This is a genomic window from Flagellimonas alvinocaridis (assembly GCF_004916895.1).
Classification (GTDB): domain Bacteria; phylum Bacteroidota; class Bacteroidia; order Flavobacteriales; family Flavobacteriaceae; genus Flagellimonas; species Flagellimonas alvinocaridis.
On record NZ_SNTZ01000001.1, the window covers coordinates 898,900 to 925,507 of the forward strand.

24 protein-coding genes are annotated in these 26,608 nt (G+C 41.5%); 19 read left to right on the plus strand and 5 right to left on the minus strand.

The annotated features are described in order from the left end of the window. Positions 1-42: 42 nt before the first annotated feature. From glmS to EZV76_RS04125, 12 genes are all read left to right on the plus strand, one after another. On the plus strand, positions 43-1,890 hold the full coding sequence (gene glmS / locus EZV76_RS04070) for a glutamine--fructose-6-phosphate transaminase (isomerizing) (RefSeq protein WP_136565290.1): 1,848 nt from the start codon (positions 43-45) through the stop codon (positions 1,888-1,890). Positions 1,891-2,098: 208 nt separating this feature from the next. Then, positions 2,099-4,858: a TonB-dependent receptor gene (locus EZV76_RS04075; RefSeq protein ID WP_136565291.1), complete on the plus strand. Its 2,760-nt coding sequence runs from the start codon at positions 2,099-2,101 to the stop codon at positions 4,856-4,858. A 161-nt stretch (positions 4,859-5,019) separates the two neighbouring features. Then, a complete protein-coding gene (atpD, locus tag EZV76_RS04080) occupies positions 5,020-6,528 on the plus strand; it encodes a F0F1 ATP synthase subunit beta (RefSeq protein ID WP_136565292.1) in 1,509 nt (502 codons plus the stop codon). Positions 6,529-6,604: 76 nt separating this feature from the next. Continuing rightward, positions 6,605-6,883: a F0F1 ATP synthase subunit delta/epsilon gene (locus tag EZV76_RS04085; protein WP_136565293.1), complete on the plus strand. Its 279-nt coding sequence runs from the start codon at positions 6,605-6,607 to the stop codon at positions 6,881-6,883. Between the two features lie 231 nt (positions 6,884-7,114). Further along, on the plus strand, positions 7,115-9,772 hold the full coding sequence (locus EZV76_RS04090) for a fibronectin type III domain-containing protein (protein WP_161594383.1): 2,658 nt from the start codon (positions 7,115-7,117) through the stop codon (positions 9,770-9,772). 233 nt (positions 9,773-10,005) lie between these two features. Next, positions 10,006-10,272, plus strand: coding sequence for a hypothetical protein (locus EZV76_RS04095; protein ID WP_136565295.1), 267 nt, complete (start codon positions 10,006-10,008; stop codon positions 10,270-10,272). Between the two features lie 48 nt (positions 10,273-10,320). Further along, a complete protein-coding gene (locus tag EZV76_RS04100; protein ID WP_136565296.1) occupies positions 10,321-10,674 on the plus strand; it encodes a hypothetical protein in 354 nt (117 codons plus the stop codon). Next, positions 10,674-11,057, plus strand: coding sequence for a hypothetical protein (locus tag EZV76_RS04105; protein WP_136565297.1), 384 nt, complete (start codon positions 10,674-10,676; stop codon positions 11,055-11,057). Before EZV76_RS04100 ends, EZV76_RS04105 begins: the two co-directional genes overlap by 1 nt. Positions 11,058-11,127: 70 nt before the next feature. Beyond that, positions 11,128-11,508 (plus strand): hypothetical protein, encoded by a 381-nt coding sequence (locus EZV76_RS04110; protein ID WP_136565298.1) that lies wholly within the window; start codon positions 11,128-11,130, stop codon positions 11,506-11,508. A gap of 48 nt (positions 11,509-11,556) precedes the next feature. Beyond that, positions 11,557-11,847 (plus strand): hypothetical protein, encoded by a 291-nt coding sequence (locus tag EZV76_RS04115; RefSeq protein ID WP_136565299.1) that lies wholly within the window; start codon positions 11,557-11,559, stop codon positions 11,845-11,847. 79 nt (positions 11,848-11,926) lie between these two features. Further along, positions 11,927-12,310 (plus strand): deaminase domain-containing protein, encoded by a 384-nt coding sequence (locus EZV76_RS04120; protein WP_500683420.1) that lies wholly within the window; start codon positions 11,927-11,929, stop codon positions 12,308-12,310. Between the two features lie 231 nt (positions 12,311-12,541). Continuing rightward, positions 12,542-12,895: an immunity protein CdiI family protein gene (locus EZV76_RS04125; RefSeq protein WP_136565301.1), complete on the plus strand. Its 354-nt coding sequence runs from the start codon at positions 12,542-12,544 to the stop codon at positions 12,893-12,895. A 175-nt stretch (positions 12,896-13,070) separates the two neighbouring features. Here EZV76_RS04125 and EZV76_RS04130 read toward each other — a convergent pair whose 3' ends face one another. Both EZV76_RS04130 and EZV76_RS04135 read right to left on the minus strand, forming a co-directional pair. Continuing rightward, the gene (locus EZV76_RS04130; protein ID WP_136565302.1) at positions 13,071-13,601 is read right to left on the minus strand and encodes a GNAT family N-acetyltransferase; all 531 of its coding nucleotides are present in this window, start codon (positions 13,599-13,601) and stop codon (positions 13,071-13,073) included. Then, positions 13,602-15,401 carry a M61 family metallopeptidase gene (locus EZV76_RS04135; RefSeq protein WP_136565303.1) on the minus strand — a complete coding sequence of 600 codons (1,800 nt, stop codon included), beginning with the start codon at positions 15,399-15,401 and terminating at the stop codon, positions 13,602-13,604. 62 nt (positions 15,402-15,463) lie between these two features. On the opposite strand from EZV76_RS04135, the gene EZV76_RS04140 reads away from it, so the two are divergent. Genes EZV76_RS04140 through bioD form a run of 3 tightly spaced genes read left to right on the plus strand, consistent with a single transcriptional unit; the run spans position 15,464 to position 17,603 of the window. Beyond that, positions 15,464-16,615, plus strand: coding sequence for an aminotransferase class I/II-fold pyridoxal phosphate-dependent enzyme (locus EZV76_RS04140; protein ID WP_136565304.1), 1,152 nt, complete (start codon positions 15,464-15,466; stop codon positions 16,613-16,615). Then, entirely contained in the window at positions 16,612-16,989 is a 378-nt protein-coding gene (locus EZV76_RS04145) for a putative signal transducing protein (RefSeq protein WP_136565305.1), read from the plus strand. Before EZV76_RS04140 ends, EZV76_RS04145 begins: the two co-directional genes overlap by 4 nt. Continuing rightward, on the plus strand, positions 16,989-17,603 hold the full coding sequence (gene bioD, locus EZV76_RS04150; RefSeq protein WP_136565554.1) for a dethiobiotin synthase: 615 nt from the start codon (positions 16,989-16,991) through the stop codon (positions 17,601-17,603). Before EZV76_RS04145 ends, bioD begins: the two co-directional genes overlap by 1 nt. On the opposite strand, the gene EZV76_RS04155 is transcribed toward bioD, so the two are convergent. After that, positions 17,595-19,079, minus strand: a complete 1,485-nt coding sequence (locus EZV76_RS04155) for an ArnT family glycosyltransferase (protein WP_201741818.1) — start codon at positions 19,077-19,079, stop codon at positions 17,595-17,597. The genes bioD and EZV76_RS04155 overlap by 9 nt on opposite strands. A 62-nt stretch (positions 19,080-19,141) precedes the next feature. Here EZV76_RS04155 and bioA point away from each other — a divergent pair, with 62 nt between their 5' ends. The 4 genes from bioA (at position 19,142) to EZV76_RS04175 (ending at position 23,742) form a co-directional block, all read left to right on the plus strand. Beyond that, the gene (gene bioA / locus EZV76_RS04160) at positions 19,142-20,428 is read left to right on the plus strand and encodes an adenosylmethionine--8-amino-7-oxononanoate transaminase (protein ID WP_262709744.1); all 1,287 of its coding nucleotides are present in this window, start codon (positions 19,142-19,144) and stop codon (positions 20,426-20,428) included. A gap of 9 nt (positions 20,429-20,437) precedes the next feature. Next, positions 20,438-21,622: a beta-ketoacyl synthase N-terminal-like domain-containing protein gene (locus EZV76_RS04165; protein ID WP_201741819.1), complete on the plus strand. Its 1,185-nt coding sequence runs from the start codon at positions 20,438-20,440 to the stop codon at positions 21,620-21,622. Between the two features lie 82 nt (positions 21,623-21,704). Further along, positions 21,705-22,805: a biotin synthase BioB gene (gene bioB, locus EZV76_RS04170; protein WP_136565307.1), complete on the plus strand. Its 1,101-nt coding sequence runs from the start codon at positions 21,705-21,707 to the stop codon at positions 22,803-22,805. A 58-nt stretch (positions 22,806-22,863) separates the two neighbouring features. After that, the gene (locus EZV76_RS04175) at positions 22,864-23,742 is read left to right on the plus strand and encodes a cupin-like domain-containing protein (protein WP_136565308.1); all 879 of its coding nucleotides are present in this window, start codon (positions 22,864-22,866) and stop codon (positions 23,740-23,742) included. Here the strand turns inward: EZV76_RS04175 and EZV76_RS04180 are convergent. Together EZV76_RS04180 and EZV76_RS04185 are read right to left on the minus strand one after the other, a co-directional pair. After that, positions 23,739-24,221: a regulatory protein RecX gene (locus EZV76_RS04180; protein ID WP_136565309.1), complete on the minus strand. Its 483-nt coding sequence runs from the start codon at positions 24,219-24,221 to the stop codon at positions 23,739-23,741. The genes EZV76_RS04175 and EZV76_RS04180 overlap by 4 nt on opposite strands. Next, positions 24,218-26,602 carry an alpha-L-rhamnosidase-related protein gene (locus EZV76_RS04185; protein ID WP_136565310.1) on the minus strand — a complete coding sequence of 795 codons (2,385 nt, stop codon included), beginning with the start codon at positions 26,600-26,602 and terminating at the stop codon, positions 24,218-24,220. Before EZV76_RS04185 ends, EZV76_RS04180 begins: the two co-directional genes overlap by 4 nt. Between the last annotated feature and the right edge of the window lie 6 nt (positions 26,603-26,608).

The window sequence follows — 26,608 nt, forward strand, 5'->3', positions numbered from 1 at the left end:
GGGGTCTAAACCCAAAATGATCATTAATCCAAAAATAAGCTTATGTGTGGAATAGTCGGGTACATTGGCCACAGAGACGCCTACCCCATATTGATAAAAGGTTTGCAAAGACTAGAGTATAGAGGCTACGACAGTGCCGGTATAGCTCTTTTCGATGGCGAGAACCTTAGTCTCTCCAAAACCAAAGGAAAGGTTGAGGACCTGAAAAATAGGGCGGAAACAACCATTTCAACAAACGGAAAGCTGGGCTTGGGCCACACAAGATGGGCCACACACGGTGTTCCGAACGATACCAATTCACACCCCCACTATTCCAATTCCGGAGATTTGGTGATTATCCATAATGGTATTATAGAGAATTACGGATCCATCAAAACAGCACTTGCTAAAAGAGGGTACACCTTTACATCGGATACAGATACCGAAGTGTTGGTGAACTTAATTGAGGAAGTTAAGAAAAAGGAAGGCGTTAAATTAGGGAAAGCTGTTCAAATAGCTCTAAACCAAGTAGTTGGAGCTTATGCGATAGCGGTATTTGACCGCACCAAACCGGATGAAATTGTAGTGGCGAAATTGGGAAGCCCCTTGGCCATAGGCATAGGGGAAAATGAATATTTCATTGCATCTGATGCTTCCCCTTTTATAGAATTTACCAACAATGCCGTTTACTTGGAAGATGAAGAAATGGCCATTGTCAGGATTGGAAAGGAAATCAAGATGCGCAAGATAAAGGACGATGCCATAGCCTATCCCAATATTCTAGAGCTGCAGTTAAACCTCGAGGAAATAGAAAAAGGAGGGTACGAGCATTTCATGCTCAAGGAAATCTACGAACAGCCTAGGGCTATAATGGACACCTACAGAGGAAGACTTTTGGCCGACCAGGGGATAATAAAGATGGCGGGAATAGACCAGAATCTGGAAAAATTCCTAAATGCCAATAGAATTATCATTGTTGCATGCGGAACTTCATGGCATGCCGGCCTTGTAGCTGAATATATCTTTGAAGACATGGCACGGATTCCTGTAGAAGTGGAATACGCTTCGGAATTCAGATATAGAAACCCCGTAATCACGGACAAAGACGTACTTATAGCAATCTCCCAATCTGGGGAAACCGCAGATACATTGGCCGCCATTAAATTGGCCAAGGAAAAAGGAGCGTTCGTATTTGGGGTTTGCAATGTTGTGGGATCCTCCATTGCCAGGGAAACCGATGCCGGTGCATATACCCATGCAGGACCCGAGATTGGGGTGGCCTCAACAAAAGCATTTACCACACAGATAACCGTCCTTACCTTATTGGCTATGAGATTGGCTCAAGAAAAGGGAACATTTTCACAATCCAAGTTTCATGAGCATCTTACAGAGTTGGAATCAATTCCAGCCAAAGTTGAGAAAACGTTGAAATCCAATCCTTTGGTGAAGGAGATTTCAGAAATTTATAAAGACTCTACAAACTGTTTGTATTTAGGTAGGGGTTATAATTTTCCGGTGGCCTTGGAAGGAGCATTGAAACTAAAAGAAATTAGTTATATCCATGCCGAAGGATATCCAGCGGCGGAAATGAAGCACGGCCCCATTGCTTTGATTGATGAACAAATGCCGGTTGTGGTGATTGCTACCAAAAAGGGGCATTACGAAAAGGTTGTGAGCAATATCCAAGAAATCAAATCGAGAAAAGGAAGGATTATTGCCATTGTTACCGAGGGAGACAAATCTGTAAAGGAATTGGCAGACCATGTCATAGAGATACCTGAGACTTCAGAAAGCCTTTCTCCATTATTGACCACCATACCATTGCAATTACTATCATACCATATCGCAGTGATGCGTGGATGTAATGTGGATCAGCCCAGGAACTTGGCAAAATCAGTTACCGTGGAGTAACTTTCCAAATTCATAAATTAATACATAATGGCGCTGATTTCAGCGCCATTTTTATTAAATGCTTAGCCAATCAGGGATTTTTTTGACAAATAAGTATTATGCATGCATAATTTTTTTCATATTTGTGTAATGCAAATGAAAAAAAATGTATATTCCACATACATAATTAACATGCAATTAAAACGTATCTAACTCTAATTCAGAACCAATGAGAAGACTTTTCAGTATTTCCCTCATGCTCTTTGGAATTGTGTCCTATGCGCAGACCACTGTACAAGGAACAGTGGTTGATGAAAAAAACGAACCCATTCCAGGAGCCAATGTGGTCTTGGTGGGAAAAGCGGAAGGAACCACTACCGATTTTGATGGAAACTTTACCTTCAATACATCAGAAGAACCCCCATTCAGACTTAGGGTCAGTAGTATTGGGTTTACAGAATTTGTGGTCAATGTAACCGCTAATAACCAGACGCTTTCCGTTGTATTGAGAGAGGCATCAACTCTTTTGGACGAAATTGTGGTCTCTGCTTCCCGTACTCCTGAACGGATTTTTGAATCCCCCGTGTCCGTGGAACGCTTCGGCCTAAAAGAAATTAAGAATACTACTGCAGAATCTTTCTATGGAGGATTGCAGAACTTAAAAGGAGTGGATATAAACACCAATAGTTTAACATTTCAATCCATTAACACCAGAGGTTTTGCCACTTTTGCCAATAATAGATTCTTGCAACTTGTAGATGGAATGGACAATACGGCCCCTGGACTCAACTTTGTTTTGGGTAACCTAGTGGGTATGTCAGAACTGGATGTGCAAAGTGTTGAGATTCTACCTGGAGCATCTTCTGCCTTGTATGGAGCGGGTGCTTTCAATGGTATTTTGTTCATGACCAGCAAAAATCCATTTGATTTTCAGGGAATTAGCGCATATGCTAAAGGTGGGGTTACCATTCAGGATGCCGCTGGAAGCAATTTTTATAAAGATTTTGGAGTAAGGGCGGCACATGCCTTTAGTGATAAGGTGGCTTTAAAGGCAAACCTTTCCATATTAAGCGGTGAGGATTGGCATGCCAACAGTGTATTGGACTTGAATAATCCTGGAGCGGACCGAACCAATCCAGCTTATGATGGACTGAATATATACGGTGATGAGGTTTCCACTACCTTGAATTTTGATGCCGCCGCTGGGTTGCCAACAGGGACCGTTGGTTCTGCAGTTATTTCAAGAACAGGTTACAATGAAACTGATTTGGCAGACTATAATGCAGAAAGTGTAAAAGCCGATTTCGCGTTGCACTATAGGCCTTTTGCGAATGATCTTGAAGTCATCGTAAACAGTAGGATTGGACGAGGAACCACGATTTATCAAGGTGCCAACCGATATGCAGTAAGTGGATTTACTATGCAGCAGCATAAGCTGGAAATAAAAAATGATAATTTCTTTCTTAGGGGATATATCGTTTCAGAAAACTCCGGTGATGCTTATGATACCCGCTTTGCGGCCATCAACATCAACAGGGCATGGAAATCGGATACACAATGGTTCACGGAATATGCCCAAACCTATATCCCTACTTACTTAGGAGGTATTCAGATGGGCGGCCTTACCCCGGAACAGTCCTCAGTTCAGGCGCATGCAGCTGCAAGACAGGCAGCCGATACGGGAAGACTCATCCCTGGAACTCCAGGCTTCCAGAGTGCCTTTAACTCGGTTACCAGCAATGGCGATCTTACTACCGGGGCCAAATTCATAGACAATACCAAATTCCGCCATATCAATGGAAACTATAATCTAGCCCATTTGATTGATGATTGGGCCGACCTTCAGATTGGAGGCTCGTTCCGTGAATACGTGTTGAATTCAAGTGGCACCATTTTTACCGATAATGATGGCCCCATATCCTATAATGAATATGGAGCTTACCTTCAATTGCAGAAGAAGTTTTTGGATGATCGTTTGAAATTTACAGGCTCTGCCCGTTATGATAAGAATGAGTTCTTTGATGGCTTTGTTTCTCCAAGAATTTCTTTGGCCTATACCGCTGGAGAAAATAGAAATCATAATGTAAGGGTATCTGTTCAGCAAGGTTTTAGAAACCCGACCACACAAGATTTGTTCATTGGGTTGAATGCAGGTAGAGCTATTTTGGTTGGTTCTGCCCCCGCCAATTTGGACAGGGACGTAAGGACCTTTAGTGTTAGTCAAAGTGGTCAGGCGCTGGTTGGACAATCGTCAGTGGATATTGTGGGACGCGCAGCTTATGAAAATGCATATTCCTTAAGCTCGGTACAGAGCGGTGCTCCAGAAGCAGTGAACACCCCTGTAATCAAACCAGAAGAGATTACAGCTTATGAAGCTGGTTATAGGGCACAAATAGGGAAGTTCACGATAGATTTAAGTGGGTACTATAACAGTTACTCCAACTTTATTGCCAATGTTACCACAGTAGTTCCTTTCTACGGCCAAGCTGGCGATGGAGGGTTATCCTTGCTGGCACTACAGAATGGCGACTTTCAAGCATATCAAACCTACACCAATTCTGAAGTCGATATAAATTCTTATGGAGGAACGGTTGGGGTTGACACCAAGATTGGAAATTTTGATTTAGGGGTCAATTATACCTATGCTGAGCTGGATTTTGATGAAGGACGATTCCCGGATTTCCGGACCAATTTCAATACACCAAAGCATAAGGTCAAGGCTTCCTTTGGTAATCCTGAACTTTTCACAAACTTTGGATTTAATGTGAACTACCGGTGGAGCGACAGCTATTTTTGGGAAGCATCTTTTGCTGATGGGGATATTCCGGCCTTTACGGTGTTGGATGCCCAGTTCAACTACTCCGTTCCAAGTATGAAATCGGTTTTCAAGGTTGGAGGATCCAACATTCTGGGAGATGAGTATTTTACAGCGGTTGGTACTGGAAGCATAGGGTCAATATATTATGTTTCATGGACCATTAACCCATAATCAAAGCTCAAAAACAATTCAAGGGCACTGATTTTTTCAGTGCCTTTTTTATTGCTAAAAAAAGAAGGTTTTTAGTTTCTGATTACAAAGGGAAAAGTATATCTTTGCAGCCGGAAAAAAAACGGTTTTTTCCTCGTAGTCAATTAAAAATAAACACAGTAATGTCTAAAGTTACAGGTAAGGTTGCCCAAATTATAGGCCCGGTCATTGATGTTGAGTTTGAATCGGGAACAGAGATTCCAAAGATTTATGATTCCCTTGAAATCGCCAAAAAGGATGGTTCCAAATTGGTATTGGAGGTACAATCCCACATTGGTGAGAATACCGTAAGGACCATTTCCATGGACTCCACCGATGGTTTGAGCAGAGGTGTTGAAGTGGTTGCCACAGGCGCACCAATTCAAATGCCGATCGGAGAGGATGTGTATGGTCGTCTGTTCAATGTGATCGGTGATGCTATCGACGGTATGGAAAACCTTCTTAAAGCTGGAGACAATGGACTTCCGATCCACAGGGAAGCTCCAAAATTTGAGGACCTTTCCACTTCAACAGAAGTACTTTTTACAGGGATTAAGGTAATCGACCTTATCGAGCCTTATGCAAAAGGTGGTAAAATTGGATTGTTCGGTGGTGCTGGTGTAGGGAAAACCGTATTGATTCAGGAATTGATCAACAACATTGCAAAAGGTCACGGTGGACTTTCCGTGTTTGCTGGTGTTGGTGAGCGTACCCGTGAAGGAAACGACTTGCTTCGTGAGATGTTGGAGTCTGGAATTATAAAATATGGTGATGCTTTCTTGCATTCTATGGAAGAAGGAGGATGGGATTTGTCCAAAGTGGACAAAAAGGCCATGAAGGAATCCAAAGCGACTTTCGTTTTCGGTCAGATGAACGAGCCTCCTGGCGCCCGTGCCCGTGTGGCCCTATCTGGATTGACCATTGCTGAATATTTCCGTGATGGTGCCGGTGACGGACAAGGAAAAGACGTACTTTTCTTCGTAGACAATATTTTCCGTTTTACTCAGGCTGGTTCTGAGGTATCTGCACTTTTGGGTCGTATGCCTTCTGCGGTAGGTTATCAACCAACATTGGCCACAGAGATGGGAGCCATGCAGGAAAGGATTACTTCAACCAAAAGAGGTTCCATTACTTCGGTACAGGCAGTTTATGTACCTGCGGATGACTTGACGGATCCTGCGCCTGCTACGACATTTGCCCACTTGGATGCAACTACGGTACTTTCCCGTAAGATTGCGGAATTGGGTATCTATCCTGCGGTGGATCCTTTGGATTCTACTTCTAGGATTTTGACTCCGGACATTTTAGGTAAAGAACATTACGCATGCGCGCAACGTGTAAAAGAGTTGTTGCAACGATATAAAGAGCTTCAGGATATCATTGCCATCTTGGGTATGGAAGAGCTTTCTGAAGAAGATAAATTAGCTGTTGGTAGAGCAAGACGTGTACAACGTTTCTTGTCTCAACCATTCCACGTAGCCGAGCAGTTTACTGGTATTCCTGGGGTTTTGGTAGATATTAAGGATACCATCAAAGGATTTAACATGATTATGGATGGTGAATTGGATCACTTGCCAGAATCTGCCTTCAACCTTAAAGGAACCATTGAGGAAGCTATTGAGGCTGGAGAGAAAATGTTGGCGGAAGCTTAAAACAAAATTGAGATTCTAGTATTGAGTAGTTAGATATATCTCAATACTCCTATCTCACATCTCAATACTAATAAATATGTATTTAGAAATAGTATCACCAGAAGCCACCTTGTTTGCCGGAGAAGTAACTGCAGTTACAGTACCTGGGGTGAATGGAGAATTTCAGATGTTGGAAAACCACGCCCCTATTGTGTCTTTGTTACAAGAAGGAAAAGTTAAGGTAAAGGGGGACATCAAAATAGATGAGGCTTTCCAAAATAAGTTTTCCAAAGGGAATGACGGGGAGACTGTACTTTCCATAACCAGTGGAACTGTTGAAATGAAGAATAACAAAGTCATTGTTCTTGCGGATTAAAAACAAGAATGAATACAATAAAAAAGCCGTCCAATTGGACGGCTTTTTTATTTCTGACTATTCTGAATCCTCTTTTTTATAGGCGAGTAAGTACCGACCCATAATAATTCATTTCCGTCAATTCAAAAGGGGCATCCGTCAATTGACTTTAAATTCTTACCATTGGTGGCATATATTGGTTTTTAAACATGGATGATTCTTCCCACAATCCATTGCAAAGAAACTACTTATATGAGTCCACTATCCTACATTGTCAAAAGATGTAAGCTTCACTTTATCTTTTGTTTCCTCCATTTCACTGCCATTACCGCTCAAATCTACCCGGTACAGGTCACCCCGCAGATCATCCCTCCCTATAGTTTTCAACTGTCCGATTACGTTACTACCACACAGGAAAAGCTCTTCGTGAACCTTTTGCTCACTGATGCGCAGGAATTTGGCAGGCAGGTACGGTTGAAATTGTTCGTGGAAGGCCCGGGCATCAATTTCCAGTCCACGGACTTTGTCTCGGGCACATTGCCCATAGTTCTGGACGGAGGGATCAACAACAGGTTGACCAATCTGGACCTACAGGCCTATTTTAACTATAACAATTTGGTGGGCATCTCCCCGCAGCAGTATGGCCAACAGTTACCCGAAGGGCAGTACCGTTTCTGTTTTGAGGTGTACGACCAGTTTTCGGGCCAGCGCATAAGCAACCGTAGTTGTGCCAACATCTATCTGGTGCTCAACGACCCGCCCCTGCTCAATGTTCCCTTCCGAGGGGACCTGGTCACGGCCCAGAACCCCCAGAACATCATTTTCAACTGGACGCCACGACACATCAACGCCGGGGCGGTACAGTACGAGTTCACCCTAAAAGAACTATGGGATACGGCTATGGACCCACAGGCCTCCTTTTTGGCCAGTCCACCGCTGTACCAGACCACCACCTTTGCCAATACCCTGCATTATGGTCCGGCACAGACACCTCTTTTGGAGGGCAAGACCTATGGCTGGCAGGTAAGGGCCTTTGTGAGTGACGGCTTTACGGAGACCTCCCTGTTCCGCAACAACGGGATGAGCGAGATCTACCACTTTACCTACAAGGCTGATTGCCCAGTGCCCCATTTTGTGCTCTCCGAGGCCGAGAATTCCCAGACCGTAAACATCACATGGCAAATGGGCGAACACCTGCGCTATCGGGTGCAGTATCGTAAAAACGGCTATGGCGAAGATGACTGGTTCGGGTTGTGGTCGCAGACCAATGGGACTACCATTCGCAATTTGGAAGCGGGTACCACCTACGAATTTCGAGTGGGAGGTGAGTGTACCCCCAACGGCGGTCTGGTCTATTCCCCGATACACGAGTTCACTACGCCCACCGATGATGAGATGGCCTACTACAACTGCGGCATCCCGCCCGAGATTGAAATTGCCAACCAAGACCCATTGTTGAACCTTGGGGTGAACGAGGTTTTCTTGGCAGGGGATTTTCCGGTGACCGTGGTTGAGGTACAGGGAAGCAACGGCAGGTTTTCGGGACAAGGTTTTATCACCGTGCCTTACTTGGCGGACACCAAAATTGCGGTTAGCTTCAAGGACATCACCGTAAACACCGATTACCAGCTCATTGAAGGGATGGTGGAGACAAGTTACGACCCCACTTGGGGAAATATTGGGGACTTAGATCAATTTATTAGTGATTTAGGAAAGTTGGTGAGTTTGTTAGGGGATGCGATTGATGAACTGCAAGAATTAATTAGAAGAAAAGAAGAAGGAAACATAACCCAAGATGAATTTGAGGAAGGATGGAGCACACAGACCAAAATACTTGAAGAAAGTGCAGCGCTCATGGATGCTAACCCAAAAATACCGGAGGCAATGCGGAAGGAAGCTAATCGTATTGTGGGGAATAAGTTTTTGGCATCTACCAATAATGAAATTCCAGAAACTCCAAGCGATTTGGACAATACAAAAAAGGATTTGGACAAACTTGAAGAAATCAACGAGATTTTAGAAAAAATTAAAAACTCCAAAAAATTGATTGTGACCATATATGAAGTTGACATTGCAACAGGTGGGCATGACAAAAAACATACGGAGGAACATTACGACCATATTTTTGAACACGAAGATGCCAGCAAGGTAAATGCTGCAACCTACATCTACAGAAAGAAGGCTGATTATGGGGATCCTTATTTTGAATTTAAGAAAGTGGGAAGGGTACGGGAAATTTTGAAAAGTGACTTACCAAGTAATTATCTGGAAGATAGCAACACCTACGTACATGAGTTTGATTTTAGGGGACAACGATACAATGCCATAAACCACAAAAACTACTACCAGTCGGGTACGGCAATTATGAAAGTACTTGCCGAGAACCCTACCGAAGCCGCCATTTGGAAGATGTTACGAGATATTGAAGCTGAAAAACAACAGCGTATCTTGGGCAACGTGGTACAGATTACGGGAGGAGTGATAGCCATTGTGGCGGCAGTGCCTAGCGGTGGTGGTTCAATATCTTATTTTACAATGTTAGAGATAAGTGCTGGCACTGCGGCCAGTGTTTCTGGGGGATTAAAGTTATACTACAATGCCGGGGGCAACTTTGAGCAAGCCGACAATATTCCGAGTGGATTGGGGGGCTCTCTCGGAAAATTGATTGGCTACTCTATGGGACATGAAGAAGAGGGCGAACAGATGGGGGAGTTTATAGAAGCAATTGTTTTTGGTTATAAATCATATGACGATACAAAAGCCTTATGGAAAAATTTTAGAGAAAGTAAAAATTGGACTTTGGGCAAAAAAGAAACTTTAAGAATGATAGATAATTTTATTGATTTGTACCAGCTTGTAAATGAAAGCCTTGATCTTCGTGAATTAAGAAAGGAAGTTGAAGAAGAATGAAAAGTTTTAAAACTAAATACAAAATAAGATCCTTCAAAAGGAGGATATCAAAAGAAATTAGATGGAATATTCTATTTGTTTCCTCATTTACTTTAATCATCTTTTTTGCTTTCTTATATCAAGACGGCATGGAAATCTTCGAAGACTTTGGTTTTATCTTACTCATTTTATTGGGAAATTTTTTACTATTTCTAATATCAGCAATGTTATTTAGCTATAAGTCGAATAGATACTTGATTCGAAAACTGTCTTTTGATGATACACATTTATTTGTTGAGTATGATGAATATATGGAAACCAAACGGTTGAAGTATCCCTTGAATGAGGTTAGGATTAAACTGGTACAATGGTATCATACAAATAGTATATACTTAAAAATCAGTAATGATGAAATTACTATGAAGCAGTATGCGGGCGTGGGCTGGTCTCCGGAAAATTTAAGGGAAGTTTTCAAGGCTCTAAAGGAAGCACAGAAGAATTTGGAGGTCGAACCAGAATAAAAATCCAACGGTCTGGGGGGCTCTCTCGGAAAATTGATTGGCTACTCTATGGGACATGAAGAAGAGGGGGAACAGATGGGGGAGTTTGTGGTGAAAAACAAGAACGACTTTATCATTTTTCTTGAAGAGGGAAATTCTAATGCAGGTCTTCAACATATAATTGAGAGACATTGGAACGACAAGGAGTTGATGAAATATTTTGTGAGCCAAAATGATATGATAGACAAACTTTTTAAAACAATTAAGGATAAATCATATTTAACCAAAAATATTGTACCAATGAATGGTAAAAATAATCTAGAATTTACTTTAGAAATAATCTTAAGTGATGGAAAGAATAAGAATTTTTTGCTTGCCACTGGTGATAACGGATACATCGTAACTTTTCATCCAATTAAATAATGAGTGAAATATTTATTTTAAAAGTTGAAGACGGCGCATCCTATAATGGTGACGTTTATGATTACTGGATAACATGTAAGTTGAAAAATAATCAAGAAATAATACTTTTTGATTACAAAAGGATTGGACTAAATGAATTTGTTAATAAATGGGTTGATGCTCAAATTCAAGCGCTGTTCGTTCAATTGAGTAAGAATAAAGATTTATTGTCCCTTGAAGGAAAAATCACGTTTAAAAACGATAAATATTATTTTTTAAACGAAGCTATCAGTATTGAGGTTTCAAATGAAGATGTAGAATCCCAAGAATTAAAACTTAATACACAATCGGTGTTTTATTTTGGAAGGCTAGATATAATCGGATTTAATCAAGTTAAGTGCTAATACTTTTTCATTGGACATATTGTTTCATTTATATCAAATTGGCAATGATGGTTTTATTTATTCCCAAATAATGATCACAAAAGTTTTAATAAAGAAAGTTGAAAAAGGTGCTGTTTACAATGATTTAGTATATGATTACTGGGTGACCTGTTGTTTGCTTGATAATTCTGAAATAGTATTATTTGATCCCAAACCTCATGACTTAACAGACCTATTGAACCAATGGGTTGAAATTAATATAAAGGCACTTTTTTTTGAGCAAAGCGCCAATGCAGATTTACGTTCTTTTCAGGGAAAAATTGTAAGAAGGGACAATGGTTATTTTTTTGTTTCTAATTATATAAATATTGAGGTAAAAAGGGAAGATGTGATAAATAATAAAACAGAATTAGAATTTGAAAATAGATTTTACTTTGGAAGATTGGATATTGTCAATGTTTTACTTAGATAGGTCAATTATCTAGACAAATACAAAGGCTTTGAGGACACCAGACAGGCCGTGGAGGACTTTTTTGATTTTATTACGGATTGGGAAGAGATAAAAGACCTTTGCGACCAAATATCCGAGAAGCTGAGGGAAACCTTGGAAGTTTATAGCTACTACTCCTTTGTAAATGAGGAACGTTATGAGCGGGCAGTGCTGGACGTGCAGCTACTCTCCGTGGCCACGGGCATAGGAGCCGTTACCAAGATCAAGAAGGTAAAGGATATTTTAATTGGCCTGCGTAATTTTACCAAAGCGCAGTGGGACGATCTTGGAAGGAGATTTGGGGATGATTTGACCGGGTAGGTTAGCTAGAGAAAATTGGAATGGATACTCCAATATCTTTGTAGCTAGTATTGACGAAATTGCGGAAGCAACAACGATTATAAAAAATTATAGAGTTACAAACAATTTAAAAGGAAAAAACTGTGGTTATCTTGAAGGTAATTTAAATGGCAATACTGTTGATAACAAAATGTGGTTGAGTGGTGAGGCTAAGCCTGATGTCGAACCACAAATATTCACAGCCATTAAAGTTGATGGTGGTGGCGGTCGTTCTTGGTTAAGAAATACAGATAGTGAATATAAAATGCTTAACAAATTGGCAAATGATTTAGGAGGAAGTCCTGGTGCGGTGATGCCAAAAGTTACTGGAGAGCTAAAAATTGTTTCAGAATTGGAATATTGCAGTTCTTGTCAAGGTGTAATACAGCAATTCAATGAAATGTTTCCAAACATAAAATTAATTTTAGTCGATGGAGCGAAATAAAGAATTAATATTTGAGGTTATATGTGATGATGAAAATATCATGATAAAAGCAATTGAATTATATAACAAAACCTATAAAACAAATTTTAAACTGTTGGAATATATTTTGGATGAAGTCAATTTTGCGAGAATTTCTGGAAATGTTCGATTGTCAGATATCTTTCAACTAGGTACTATTTATAGTAGACTATCAGCTGTATTGTAGGTGCGAATCCAATTTCATTTTAAAACATGAGAAAGTTAAAGTATAGTTTTGAATATTGTTGTTCACCAATTTGGATTGAAGAAACTGGTATTGACAAGCCAATTTTGGAAAACGTAAGTATAGATTCATTAAATGTAGATAAATTTTTAAAAAATGAAATTGAGGAACTCCAACGAATTTATCAGTCAACTTATAATGAAAGGGATGGGAGGGAATCTGGTTTTGAGGATTTGTATCAGTATTCCATATTCATTAACCGTGTCATATTTTCCGCCCAATTATTAAAAATGAATTTAGGCAATGAATACAAAATCGTTTTTGACCTAGAAAGTTGGGAAAAATTACTTCTTAGTGCAAATAAGAAATTGGGGGGAATTTGAATATTCAAAGTTGCAGGTTCAAATAAGAATTACTCTCCGTGGCCACAGGCATAGGGGCCGTTACCAAGATCAAGAAGGTAAAGGATATTTTAACTGGCCTACGTAATTTTACCAAAGACCAGTGGGACGGTCTTGGAAGGGGAGGTGTAGACACCCCAAAATTTAACACAGGTGCTTATTCCAAAATAATAAGGTGCCATTCTTTACCCCCGGAGGTATAAATTTTTAGTGTTTCAAAACCAACGGTAGCATGTGCTGTCAAAGACCGTTTGTTTTTACCATCCACTTCAGTAATGATGGTGTCAAAACCTTCGGGCAGTTTGTTTTTCATGGTCAAGTATAGGTTTCTAAAAATACCTTTGCCCCTATGGCTTTTGGAAACACAGATTTGTCCCATGACCATATAATTGGTTTTGCCGGCCACTGCTTTATTGATTTCAGCAAACATGGGTTTTAAAACTTCAATGGAATCGGCAAATTTGGGGTGCATGCAAAGCGCATAACCAATAACTTTACCGTCTTCCAAAGCAATGATATGTCCACATTCATCATTCATGGCCTGTAGGATTTCCATGGAATGTTCCACAGTGAGAAAGCCTTCGTTTTCCAACTCCTCCGTAGCTAGGCTTTTGGCCAAGTTTTTTTGTTGAAGAGAAAGAATCTGCTCCAATTCTTTTTGGGAACTTGCCTGTTTATAGTAGATCATTTAGTCGTGTTTAAGCCAACTTTTTCTTTGTTGGAGCATTGAATTTGATGGAATTTGCTCCCCATCTTCCATAAGGTTGATGGTATAATCAGGATTGGCGCTTAAAGTCAGTGAGGTCATTTTTTGCACCCCATAACGGGCATAGGTCACTTTTAGGGAATCTCCTATATTAAATTGTCTAAGATAATCTATGAAATCTTGGTCTTCAGAAAAAGAAATGCCATTGATGTTGAGAATTACATCGCCATTGTCCAAGCCAGCGAGATAGGCAGGGCTACCTATTATGGGGTTTCTCAATATTTTATATCCTGAATTATCTGGACTCATGGAAGTATAGGCTCCAAAATAAGGTTCGGTCTTGGGTTGCTGCACTTGCACACCAACAGTATTGAACAAAGAAACATAATCGGGCATGGCACTATTATGGATGAAATTATTGAAAAAATCATCCCCAAAAGTTTTGCCGGCAAATTCGTTTAGGGCATCATGAAGATTTGCGATGGTATAGGGTATTTCGGGTTTTCCATACTTGTTCCAAACCGACTTCATAAAATCATCCAAGGTAAGACCATTTTCACGTAAAGAAAGGTCCAATGCCAAACCTAGGACGCTGCCATAAGAATAATAAGAAATAAAAGTGTTTTCCCTGTTTACGGGATCAACGGAAGTGGCGGCATCAACGAAAGGAGCTTGATAACTCATTTCTACAGGATTAAAAAATTGTCGGGCAGGCGAGTTCCATACATAATTAAAGGTACCGGTAATGCCTTCCACATATTCTTTTGGTGATATGAGGCCGGCCCGGCACAAGATGAGATTGGTATAGTAGCTTGTAAAGCCTTCGGCGAACCAAAGCGCACCACTCATATCGGCCGCCTCAAAATCAAAAGGCTCCAAAGATTTGGGTCGTATCCGTTCCACGTTCCACGCATGGAAAAACTCATGGGACACCGTACCAATATTGCGCTCCATTCCTCCATTGGCCAAACTGCGTGTACTGGTTAAAATGGTAGAATTTCGATGCTCCATACCATCGCCGGATGCATTGGGGATGTAACAAGCCAAAAAGGTATAGGTTCCATAATCAAAAGAGGGAAGCCCATCAAAAACATCTTTTTCCGCTAAGACTACTTTTTTCACTTTTTCAAAATAGGTGTCGGCCTCATTTTCTGTGCCATTATGGTGCAACGCTAATTGTATGGTCTGTCCATCAACCTGAAACGATTTTAAGGTAAAATCACTGATTTCGGTAGGACTGTCCATAAAGTAGTAAAGGTTTGGCGCCGTGTAGGTGGTGCCGGAAACCAAGGGTAATTGGGTGGCCACTTTCCAGTTTAGATCTTCACGGACATTAAATGTTACCTCTATTTTACGGTCACTCAAAGATGGAGCGTACATAAAAGTCGCCGGGATGTTTAAATGGGCATGGGTTTCATCAATTTGTGCATAAGTCCCATCACCGCGGTTGGCAAACAAAGTATACTTGACCTGAACCAAACCATCGTGCCCACTTATTTGCCATTCGTATGGATTGGGACGATGTACGGCCAATTCCCTACCCTTGCTATCAAAAGCTTTAAACCCATAAACGTTCTTGGCAAATTCATGCAAAGCATACCTTCCCGGAGATGTACGGCTCATCCGAAAGGAAATCGTGTCCATCTTCAAATTGGGAAAAGTGGCCTTTACAGATGCCTCATGATGCACGGCATTCTCAAACGAAATGGAATAGGTGTTGGTCTGTGCCATCATGGACAACCAACCAAAAATTGCGGCAAAAAGGGAAAGAACAAATTTCATTTTCAAAAGGTTTAGTGAAAACGAATATACTGTTTAAAAACAGTAAGTACTACATTTGTGCTATGGGGAGATTACCGAGAAAACTACAATCCAAACTTGCCGAGCGGGTAGGTGATAATTCCTTACGGGAATTGCCATTGTGTAATGGTCTGGTCGATTTTTCCTCGAACAATTACCTTGGTCTGGCTCAAAGTCCGGAGTTGTCGCAAATGACTTCAGAAATTATGGAAAGTACACCTCGCAGAAATGGGGCAACAGGCTCCAGACTGCTGACGGGGAACCATCAACTCTATAAGGATTTGGAGGATTTTCTAGGCAAACATCATCGGTCGGAGGCGGCTTTGGTGTTCAACTCTGGGTACGATGCCAATATTGGTTTTTTCTCCTCTGTTCCCCAACGTGGCGATTTTGTTTTGTATGACGAATTGATTCATGCCAGTATCCGTGATGGTATTCAAATGGGGCATGCAAAAAGCTACAGGTTCTCGCATAATGACCTTAGTAGTTTGAGGGAGAAACTAAGCACGATTAGAACACCGTTGGGCACCGAGAATACCGTTTATGTTGTAACTGAATCGGTGTTTTCCATGGATGGAGATTCACCCAATTTAAAGGCGTTGGCCAAGTTTTGTATTGAGGAAAACTGTTTTTTGGTGGTTGATGAAGCCCATGCCACGGGAATATTTGGTGGGGGAAGAGATTTGGTTTGTCAACTAGGACTTGAGGAACTCGTTTTCGCCCGAATCATCACTTTTGGGAAGGCCATGGGATGTCATGGAGCGGCCATATTGGGTTCTATGGATCTTAAGAAATATCTGGTCAATTTTTCTCGGAGCTTTATTTATACCACTGCACTACCACCACACTCTGTGGCCACTATTTTGGCTTCATACCAATATTTAGGGAGTAAGGGGAGCGAACTTTTGAAGAGATTGTTCAAGAATATCCAATGCTTTAAAGAGCAGATACGCCTGTTGGGCTTAACGGACAGTTTTATTGAGAGCGATTCTGCCATCCAATGTGCCTTGGTGAAGGGAAATGAAAAGGTGAAAGCATTGGCGACCAAGTTACAGGAAGAAGGCTTTGATGTAAAACCCATTCTTTCCCCAACGGTAAAGGAGGGGAGTGAACGATTGCGGTTTTGCTTACATACCTACAACACAAAAGAAGAAATTTCCCGAGTTTTGCATTTGGTACAATTTATAACCCAGTGAAAAAGGAATTTTACACACTTGACTTGTTTTTTCTGGAGTCAGATGCCCAAATTGCCAAAGCAAAACTTGAATCTGAGGGGATTCCTGCTTTTATATGGGAGGAGAATCTAAATTATCACACGGCCACGAGCTACTCCCGCATTCGTTTGCAGGTGTACAAATCGCAAAAAGATGAGGCCTTGAAGATTTATGAAGAGATCAAAAGTTATGCAAGGGATAAAGAAGGAAATTTGATTGTATGTCCCAACTGTAAGGCCACCAAGTCTGAGAAATATTATTCCCGAAAAGGGCTATTTCTTAAGCTTTTTCCATTTTTTGAGTCGGCCAAGTACAGATGCATGCAGTGTAACTTTATCACAAGACCCGAAAAATGATGAAACTATTTATAACAGGAATTTCAACAGAAGTGGGAAAAACGGTGGTTTCCGCCATAGTTACCGAAGCTTTGAAAGCAGACTATTGGAAACCTGTTCAAGCGGGTGATTTGGAGTATTCGGATAGCCATAAAGTGGAGGGTTTTATATCGAATAAGAAAACCGTTATTCACCCAAACAGTTATGCCCTGCAAACGCCCATGAGCCCGCATGCGGCTGCTAATATTGATGGCATCACCATTGATGTGAGCAAAATTGAAGAGCCAAAAACCAATAACCATTTGGTAATTGAAGGAGCTGGAGGATTGTTGGTGCCATTGAACGACTCAGATACCATTTTTGATTTGATAATGCCTGACTATAAGGTTATTGTGGTCTCCAGACACTATTTGGGAAGCATTAACCATACCCTTTTGACTGTGGAAAAACTTCAAGAAAAAGGCGTGAAGATTGGGATTATCTTTAGCGGGGATGAGCACCCAACCACGGAAGAAATCATTCTAAAGAAATCTGGGATTACTTTCTTGGGAAGAATTAATGAGGAGCAAAAGTTTGACAAAGTGACTGTGAAAAAATATGCAGGCCAATTAAGACCGGCTTTGAAATCATTCTAGGCGCTGATATATAAGACCACGGTCCACGGTAGCAAGCAAAGTGTAGTTTTTTGCCAAATAGGCATCAATATAGGTGTTGTACCTAACCAACTTTTTGTCGAATATTTTTTTGCCTTTCCGAGCAACCAGCGTTTTGGGTTTTAACACTTCCATGATGTATTGTAGTTCCTCAATGCCAGTTTTTCTAGGATTTTCCATGTAAGGATACAACACGTCACGGGTAATGTTGCTTGGGTGGGTGGCAGCCGTGGTAGGGGGATCAACTCCCAAAACCCAGTACCCAATATGGTACTCAGTAAAAAAGATATTCTTGATCTCTAAGCTATTGGCTTCAATATAGGATGGAACATCAATACCCTCGCCATTAAAAAAAGAGCCTTTTTCTATCTTGTTCTTTGCAATATTTACATATTCAAGATAAGCTTCCATCGGAATAAGCAACAGTAGTACGGCGACCAACGGTTTAAATACTTTCTTATGGGGCACAAATTTACTTATGGCAATTCCAAATAGAACCAATATAAAGGGATAAACTTGTATTAGATAATGCCCATTGACTTTACCCGCTTGAACGAAGGACAGCATGACACCCGAAAAAATTATCAACAAGATTTGAATGGGCTTGCTCTTGAAGTTTACCAGTTCTTTCCTGTAGGCAAAGTAAAAGAACAGTGTTGAAGCCAATATAAAGGGCAAAGATTTGAGGGGAGAGTGGAATTGGGAATCTGAATACGCTAGGGGTGCCTCAAAAATGGATTGCCACCAAATCTGGGTCTTCCCTTCAAAATAGTATGGAAGAGCGGTAAGGGCAATGGTGCCGATCACACCCAATCCCATTAAAGTTAAATTTTTAAGGTTGGCCTTTAATCGTTTATGGGTAAATCCCTCCCACAAAAAATAAATCCCTAGCCCTAGAACTGGATAGGCCATGTTTAATTTTGACATTATGGAAAGTCCAAAAAAGAGTCCTGTCAAAAAATACCATTTTCCGTGGTCCTTGGTCAGTAAGAGATATGCCCCGACTGTAAAGAAAAAGGTACAGATATGTTCGGACATTACCCCTTGTAGGCTTCCAAACAGGCTTTGGAAGAATACGCAGAACAAAGCGACCCAAAAAGCCACTTTTTTTGATGCTATTTTGGTGGTCATTCCATAAGTGAACAAAGCAGTAAGTGCCACTAGTAAGGTTCCGAACAATCGAATTGCAATAAAGCTTTTGCCAAATATTTTGATGATGACCGCAAAGAACAAAAACGTAATAGGAGGTTTTAAATCCCATAATTTGGTATAGGGCAAATGACCATTTACCCAAGACTGGGCCATAATAATAAATGTGCTTTCATCCCGGTCTACGTAGTCCCGGAAAAAAAAAGGAAACCGAATAAAAAAGGCCACGAGGAACAAAATAAGAAGAACCGTTTTCCAATCCAGGTTTTTGTAATTGGAAGAAGAAAGGGAGATAAGTTTTTTAAGCACGGCCCCGATTAAGTTTTTTGGCTATTAATTGTCATCTTTGCAAGATAGATAAATTGAAACGTTTGAGTAAGGTAGAAGTAGTGGAAAAATTATCGCAAAGAGATAAAAAGCATCTATGGCATCCCTTGACCCAGCATAAGATGCACCCCAACATGTTGGCCATTGCCAGGGCAGAGGGCGCATTCCTTTATGATGAGGATGGGAAAGAGTATATAGACGGTATATCGTCTTGGTATACCTGTATGTATGGGCATTGCCATCCCTATATTTTGGGAAAGGTCATGGACCAGATGCAGCGTTTGGACCAAGTGGTCTTTAGTGGGTTCACCCATGAACCCGCGGTTCGATTGTCCGAAGAGCTCATCAAAATACTTCCTGGGAATCAAGAGAAAATGTTTTTTTCAGACAATGGTTCCACGGCCACGGAGATAGGTATAAAAATGGCCTTGCAATATCACTTTAACCGTGGAGAAAAGCGCAACGTACTTCTGGCTTTTGAAGAAGGCTTCCACGGGGACACCTTTGGCGCCATGTCTGTTTCGGGCTTATCGGTATACAATGGCCCGTTCGAGGAATTTTTCATTGAAGTGGAACGCATTCCCGTACCTACTTCAGAGAATATAGATGGAATAGTAGAGCAGCTCAAAAAACGGTTGAAGAACAATGATTTGGCCGGATTTATCTATGAACCTTTGGTTCAAGGGGCCGCCGCCATGAAAATGCATGATGCTGATGGATTAGAACAAATCTTGGCCTTATTGAAAGAGCACCAAGTGCTAACCATTGCCGATGAGGTGATGACAGGTTTTGGGAAAACCGGAAAGTTCTTCGCATCGGACTACCTCAGTACCAAACCCGATATCATGTGCCTGTCCAAGGCACTTACGGCAGGTTTGGTTCCCATGGGGCTCACCACATGCACCGAGGAAGTGTATGGGGCATTTTATAGCGATGATATAGCAAAAGGACTTTTCCATGGGCATACCTATACAGCAAATCCACTGGCCTGTACCGCAGCTCTATCAGCTTTGGAACTGCTTCAAACAGATCAGGTACAGGAGAATATTTCAAACATTGTTCGTTGGCACCAAGAGTTCAATGAAGAAGTAAAAAACCATCCCAAAGTGGCTGGTACACGCCAATTGGGTGTGATTTATGCCTTGGACCTCAATGTTAAGATGGAACGCTATGGCAACCTGAGGGACCGACTTTTCAAGCACTTTATGGATAGCGGAGTCTTTTTACGTCCGTTGGGGAACACCATTTATATTTTGGCGCCGTTCATTATTTCAAAGGAGCAAATGGAAAAGATATATGATGCTATCAGGTCAGCTATTGAATCGATTTAAGGATTACTTATGTTGAAAGAACCCATTTCCATTACGGCACTATCTTCCATTTCTGCACTCGGTAGCACATTGGATGAAGTATGGAATGCTTACCTAAAGGAAGACCATTATTTATCTGAAGTAGGGATAGGGGGTAAAACAATATGGGCTTCCCATATGCCCAAAAGCATTAATGAAGAAATTCAACAGTTGCGCCAATCGGATATCAAATATAAGCCGCTGGACGATACAGTTCTTTTTGCCATTTATGCCGCGCGAAAGGCCGTAAAGGATGCAGGCTGGAAGAATGAATCCAAGTTTGGTATCAATATAGGGTCATCAAGAGGTGCGACTACCCTTTTTGAAAAATACCATGAAGATTTTTTAAAAGAAGGAAATGCCGCTACCCTGAGTTCGCCCACCACGACATTGGGAAATATATCATCTTGGGTGGCCCATGACCTAAAATCCAAAGGCCCGGAGATTTCACACTCCATAACGTGCTCTACTGCTCTTCATGCGGTATTGAATGGAGTGGCCTGGATTCAAAGCGGACTTACAGATAAGTTTTTGGTGGGAGGAAGTGAGGCGCCATTGACGCCATTCACAATTGCCCAAATGCAGGCACTTAAAGTGTATTCAATAGTGTCATCTCGAGCGCAGTCGAGAGATGATTTTCCTTGCAAAGCCATGGATTTAAATAAAACCAAAAATACTATGGTTCTGGGAGAGGCAGCCGCTTTGGCTTGCTTGGAAAAAGGAGTGGACTCCAATGCCCTGGCCTTAATTGAAGGTATTGGATATGCTACGGAACCCTTGGAACACAGTGTATCCATTTCCACCGATGCCAAATGCTTTCAAGATTCCATGAAAATGGCCTTGGGTGAAAGCGAACCGCGCGATGTTGATGCGATAGTGCTTCACGCGCCCGGAACAATAAAGGGAGACCAGTCGGAGTATCTGGCCATTAAAAAGATCTTTGGAGAAAATCACCCTTACTTAACTACCAATAAATGGAAGGTTGGCCATACGTTTGGTGCTTCTGGACTGTTGAGTTTGGAAATGGCTGTTTTAATGCTTTTAAAACAACAGTGCATTCCCGGACCCTTCTTCAAGAACCAAGAACAGAACAATTCCCTAAAGAGAATTATGGTGAATGCCGTGGGCTTTGGAGGAAACGCAGTAAGCGTATTGCTGCATAGACCAGGGACCTAATAAAAGGAGTCTGCCATTATTGTAGGCTTGATGTCCTTAATAAGTTAGAATGCCTTATTTTTGAACAAGATTTCTGAGTAATATGACTGCTACTAAACACGATTGGACCAAGGAAGAAATCCTTGAAATCTACAACAAACCTTTAATGGAACTGCTTTATGAAGCAGCTACTATACATCGTGAATACCACGACCCTAATACAGTTCAAGTATCAACCTTGCTTTCCATTAAGACTGGAGGCTGCCCGGAAGATTGCGGGTATTGTCCACAGGCAGCTAGGTACCATACCAATGTAGAGGGCAACGATTTGATGTCCGTTCAACAAGTAAAGGCGCAGGCGCTTCGTGCAAAATCTTCGGGAAGCTCCCGGGTTTGCATGGGAGCTGCTTGGCGAAATGTTAAGGACGGACCAGAGTTTGACCAAGTGTTGGAAATGGTCCGTACCATAAACAAATTGGACATGGAGGTATGTTGTACCTTGGGGATGGTGACCGAAAATCAAGCCAAGCGTTTGGCCGAAGCAGGACTCTATGCCTATAACCATAACTTGGACACCTCTGAGGAATATTACAAGGAGGTAATTTCTACCCGAGGGTATGAAGATCGCCTTCAGACCATAGAAAATGTTCGCAAGACCAATGTTACCGTTTGTAGTGGCGGTATTATTGGGATGGGGGAATCCGTTGAGGACCGCGCCGGTATGTTGGTGGCGCTATCAACATTGAACCCACAGCCCGAGTCCGTACCGATCAATGCTTTGGTTGCTGTAGATGGAACCCCCATGGAAGATCAAAAACCAGTAGAAATTTGGGAGATGATTCGTATGGTGGCCACCTCCAGAATTGTAATGCCCAAGACGCAAGTGAGACTTTCAGCTGGAAGGACCGAAATGAGTAGGGAAGGACAGGCCATGTGCTTTTTTGCCGGGGCCAACTCTATTTTTGCCGGGGATAAACTATTGACCACACCCAATCCAGATGTAAATGAGGATATGGAAATGTTCAAGCAATTGGGGCTAAATCCACAGAAAGCGTTTGTAAAAGCTCCTCAGCCCAAAACAGTGGAGGCCAATGAAAGTACTCACCAATCTTTGGGTGAAAAACCCAAGTGGACCAGACCCGGACATACCATTGAACGCAATGAAACAGCCAAGCAAAAAGCCAGCTTGTTGCCCAAGGAATAAGGTTTAAACCACATTAAAACCTTTTTACTAATTTAGTCGTTTCAAACTCATTGAAATTTTGAAGCTGCACCTTGAACAGATTCCCAGGGAGGAGACCCTTTCCAAGAAAGAGTTTATCCGTAAATACTTCAAGCCCCAAAAACCAGTGGTTATTGAGCGCTTTATTGAGGATTGGCCCGCGTATTCCAAATGGAATCTAGAGTACATGAAAGAGGTGGCAGGTGATAAAACCGTTCCCTTGTATGATGATCGTCCGGTAAAACATGACGAAGGATTCAACGAGCCGCATGCAAAAATGAAAATGCGGGACTACGTGGATCTTTTAAAAAAGGGTCCAACAAAGTATCGTATTTTCCTTTGGAATGTATTGAAGGAAGTTCCCCAATTACAAAAAGATTTTACCTATCCCGATTTTGGATTGAGATTGATGAAAGGACTTCCCATGTTGTTCTTTGGGGGCAGTAACTCCCATACCTTTATGCATTATGATATAGATCTGGCGAACATCTTCCACTTTCATTTTGAAGGGAAAAAGCAATGCATTCTATATTCGCAATCCGAAACCAAGTTTTTGTACAAAATTCCCCACTCCTTGATTACCCGGGAGGATATAGATTTTGCAGACCCGGATATGGAAAAATGGCCAGCCCTGCAACATGCCAAAGGGCACATAGCCCAATTGGAGCATGGTAACGTACTTTACATTCCTGAAGGATATTGGCATCATATGAAATATGTTACCCCGGGATTTTCCATGAGTTTGCGCGCCATTGCCAGAAAGCCCAAGAATTTTAGCAAGGCGGTTTACAACATTTTCTTTATGAGGCATTTTGATAATCTTATGCGTAGGCTCAAAGGGCAAAAATGGATAGATTGGAAGAATGAGGAAGCTGTTGTCCGTACTGAAAAAATATTGACGGAAAATAGAATGGGTTAGATCAATTCATTGATTTTCTCGTAGACCAAGTGGGTCTCCCAACCCCTGTAGAATAAATAATCGGCCAATTTCTTCTTTCTTTTTTGGCTATTGGTCTCCTTAATTTGTCTCAACCGTTTTTTTGCAAGCTCATCCAATGTGGCAAGGTACTCACCTTCATCAATTTCTGCTAGGGCACTTTTTATATTGTAGGCGGAGATTTGACGTTGTTTCAATTCCAGGACAATGCGGTTTTTACCCCATTTTTTTATGTTGAACTTGCCCTGGGCATAACTTTTGGCAAAGCGCTCCTCATTTAGATAATTCTCTCGGATCAAATGGGTAATAATGTGGTCAATGGCCTCGGGAATCATATGCATGCCCCTTAATTTTTCCACTACTTCTTTATGGCTCCTCTCCTGATACGCACAGAATCCTTCCAGTTTTTTAGTGGCTTCGTCCACGGTATAATGTTTATTTTGAAAGGCTTGTTTGTTCATGGTTTCATATTAGGTTTGGAAACCACCAAGCTAGTGGTATTGGTAGCGGTGAAGACGGTTTTTCCATCAACCATATTTAATTTTGCTCCTCCTTCAGCAGTTAAATTATGGTCTTGTGGTAAAATAAGTTTGATGGTCCAATCAGGTTGGGTTTGCTCAATCTTAATTTTGAAATGATCGTTGTTGTTTTCATACCAAATGGAAATGTGATTATTGCTTACGGAAACATTTTCCAAAGAGGCCTTGTCCCATTTTGAAGGCATTTGGGGTTTAATAATCACAGTATTTCGATTTGCCTCTGGATTTATACCAAAAAATTGTTCCACAATAGGAATTGCAAAGGCATAAATGTTCCATGCTTGTACAATCATCCCATAGTCTGGGGAAACCTCGTACATGCTACCGGGAAGGGCGTAGCTAAAGGTTCGGGTCATTCTGGTTAGATAATCCAAGGCGTTATCGGGTCTACCATAATTGTTCTCGGCGATGGCTTGCACTCCAGTGGGCAAGGTCATCACGGCACCTGTATATGAAAAGACTTTACTCCCCTTAAACGATCCAATGTCTTTTCCTGCAGACTCATCTCTATCTATTCCCGTAACAAACATGCCAAATGGATTGGTATATTTCTCTGCGGTATTTAAGGCGGTTATGGCTTTTGTACTGTCGGCTATGCCCATTTCCATTGGGGTGTTCACCACCCAATTATGGTGTAGCACAAAAGGTTTCAAGGAAGTGGATTGTTGACCCAAAATTGCCTTCTTGGTAGCCTGGAGTTCTTCAATGGCCCACGGCTTGTTCAGGGTGTCTGCCCTAACCACGGCGTCGTCTATTAAATGCAATGCTTGTTGGTCCGTGCCCAGAAAGTCTGCATAAGAACCGAATGGTTCGGACCAAAAATCTGTATTGATTTTGGTTCGAAGTGTATCTGCCAATGCCTGATATTCTTTTGCCAAATTGTACTTTTCCAGTTCGGTCGCCATCTTTGAAGCATCTTCAAAAGCCTTTTGGGTATACGCAGCAACATCGATCATCTCGCTGTCCAGACCATGGATTTCCATCATCCCAAAACCATCTGGGAATAGGTTATTGTTGCTATCATTTTCATCCATAAGCCACTGTAACCCTTTTTGAACTGTTGGGAAGTATTTTTTTAGAAACTCCAAATCACCGTTCCACTTATAAATATGATAGATCAAAGACGCAAACTGAGGGGTTTCGTTGATATTCCCAGGGTTGAATACGGTGCCGTTTGTAGACATTTCATGAAGGATCTTGCCGTTGCCATTTACCGCAAGAGAAACACTATCCAATAGCATAATTGTTTTTTCTACAATATCCTTTTGGCCAATCGCCATGTACCCTTTTAATGCATATTCACTATCCACACCAAACCACCATGGGTAATCGGGGATGCCAGCTCCTATGCCCGTACCTATTTCTGGAACGGACCGTACCAACCAGTCGCAATTGTATTTGAGCCATTCAAACGCCTGCTGCATATTTTTGTCGGGAATGGTAAGCTTGGATTGATGGGCTAGTTGGGCGTAACGCTCTTTTTTCTGCTGCGCCATTTTAAAGAAACCATTGTGTATGTCAAGATATGTGGCCAAAGCCTCTTCTTGGGATTTGTACGAACCGGAAATCACAAAATTGAGAATATATTCAGATTTACTGGGCACCGTAAAGGCATACACAAGAGAGCCGGATTTACCGTTTTCGCCATTTATTTTCTCTGGGGAAGAGCTAGATGAAGGGTTCTGGTCAGACCCAAAAACTGTGAACCATGGGTTGTCTTCGTCTTTTCCAACCCATTTGCTGCCATCAAATTTTATGTTGTCCACAGCATCATGCATTTGGGTTCGTTCGCCTAGCCATGTTGGCCTTAGGTCTGTATGTCCAGTAAACGTAAACTTCATGGATTTTTCCGTGGCACCCTTGTTATGTATCACAAACTGAACAAATACACCCTGAGTTGTGTCTGGAACAAATTGTATGCGGTCTACGGAAATGTTTTTGGAAGGAAAATCAAAGATGTGTTGATTGGCAAAAGGATAGTTGATAAAGTCAGTGGCATTGTTCAGCTGTAAAGTATCGTTTTCCAACTGAATTTCTGCATCAAACCCATCCAAAAGTTTTATAGGATGGTTCCATATACCGCCCATTTCGCCTTTTATATGCCATCCCAAAGGCGGGAACTGTCCGTTTTGATGACCGACCATATAAACCCGGTCACCCGCAGTTACATATGGAGAATCTTTGTAGCGATCATTTCCCTTAATGGATTCTGAGGTTTGTAATAATGTTGACAATGGCTGTTGGGATTCAGAAGAGCATCCCACAAAGGCAATTATTAAAACTAAACATAATAGAATCCTCATTTCAAT

Bases quoted from the DNA above. Each gene is read 5' to 3' on its own strand.
- glmS (WP_136565290.1), top strand. From the start codon at position 43: ATGTGTGGAATAGTCGGGTACATTGGCCACAGAGACGCCTACCCCATA.
- EZV76_RS04180 (WP_136565309.1), bottom strand. From the start codon at position 24,221: ATGAACAAACAAGCCTTTCAAAATAAACATTATACCGTGGACGAAGCC.
- EZV76_RS04140 (WP_136565304.1), top strand. From the start codon at position 15,464: ATGGGGAGATTACCGAGAAAACTACAATCCAAACTTGCCGAGCGGGTA.
- bioD (WP_136565554.1), top strand. From the start codon at position 16,989: ATGAAACTATTTATAACAGGAATTTCAACAGAAGTGGGAAAAACGGTG.
- EZV76_RS04090 (WP_161594383.1), top strand. From the start codon at position 7,115: ATGAGTCCACTATCCTACATTGTCAAAAGATGTAAGCTTCACTTTATC.
- EZV76_RS04085 (WP_136565293.1), top strand. From the start codon at position 6,605: ATGTATTTAGAAATAGTATCACCAGAAGCCACCTTGTTTGCCGGAGAA.
- EZV76_RS04105 (WP_136565297.1), top strand. From the start codon at position 10,674: ATGAGTGAAATATTTATTTTAAAAGTTGAAGACGGCGCATCCTATAAT.
- EZV76_RS04185 (WP_136565310.1), bottom strand. From the start codon at position 26,602: ATGAGGATTCTATTATGTTTAGTTTTAATAATTGCCTTTGTGGGATGC.
- bioB (WP_136565307.1), top strand. From the start codon at position 21,705: ATGACTGCTACTAAACACGATTGGACCAAGGAAGAAATCCTTGAAATC.
- EZV76_RS04075 (WP_136565291.1), top strand. From the start codon at position 2,099: ATGAGAAGACTTTTCAGTATTTCCCTCATGCTCTTTGGAATTGTGTCC.
- EZV76_RS04125 (WP_136565301.1), top strand. From the start codon at position 12,542: ATGAGAAAGTTAAAGTATAGTTTTGAATATTGTTGTTCACCAATTTGG.
- EZV76_RS04100 (WP_136565296.1), top strand. From the start codon at position 10,321: ATGGGACATGAAGAAGAGGGGGAACAGATGGGGGAGTTTGTGGTGAAA.
- atpD (WP_136565292.1), top strand. From the start codon at position 5,020: ATGTCTAAAGTTACAGGTAAGGTTGCCCAAATTATAGGCCCGGTCATT.
- EZV76_RS04110 (WP_136565298.1), top strand. From the start codon at position 11,128: ATGATCACAAAAGTTTTAATAAAGAAAGTTGAAAAAGGTGCTGTTTAC.
- EZV76_RS04130 (WP_136565302.1), bottom strand. From the start codon at position 13,601: ATGATCTACTATAAACAGGCAAGTTCCCAAAAAGAATTGGAGCAGATT.
- EZV76_RS04135 (WP_136565303.1), bottom strand. From the start codon at position 15,401: ATGAAATTTGTTCTTTCCCTTTTTGCCGCAATTTTTGGTTGGTTGTCC.
- EZV76_RS04165 (WP_201741819.1), top strand. From the start codon at position 20,438: ATGTTGAAAGAACCCATTTCCATTACGGCACTATCTTCCATTTCTGCA.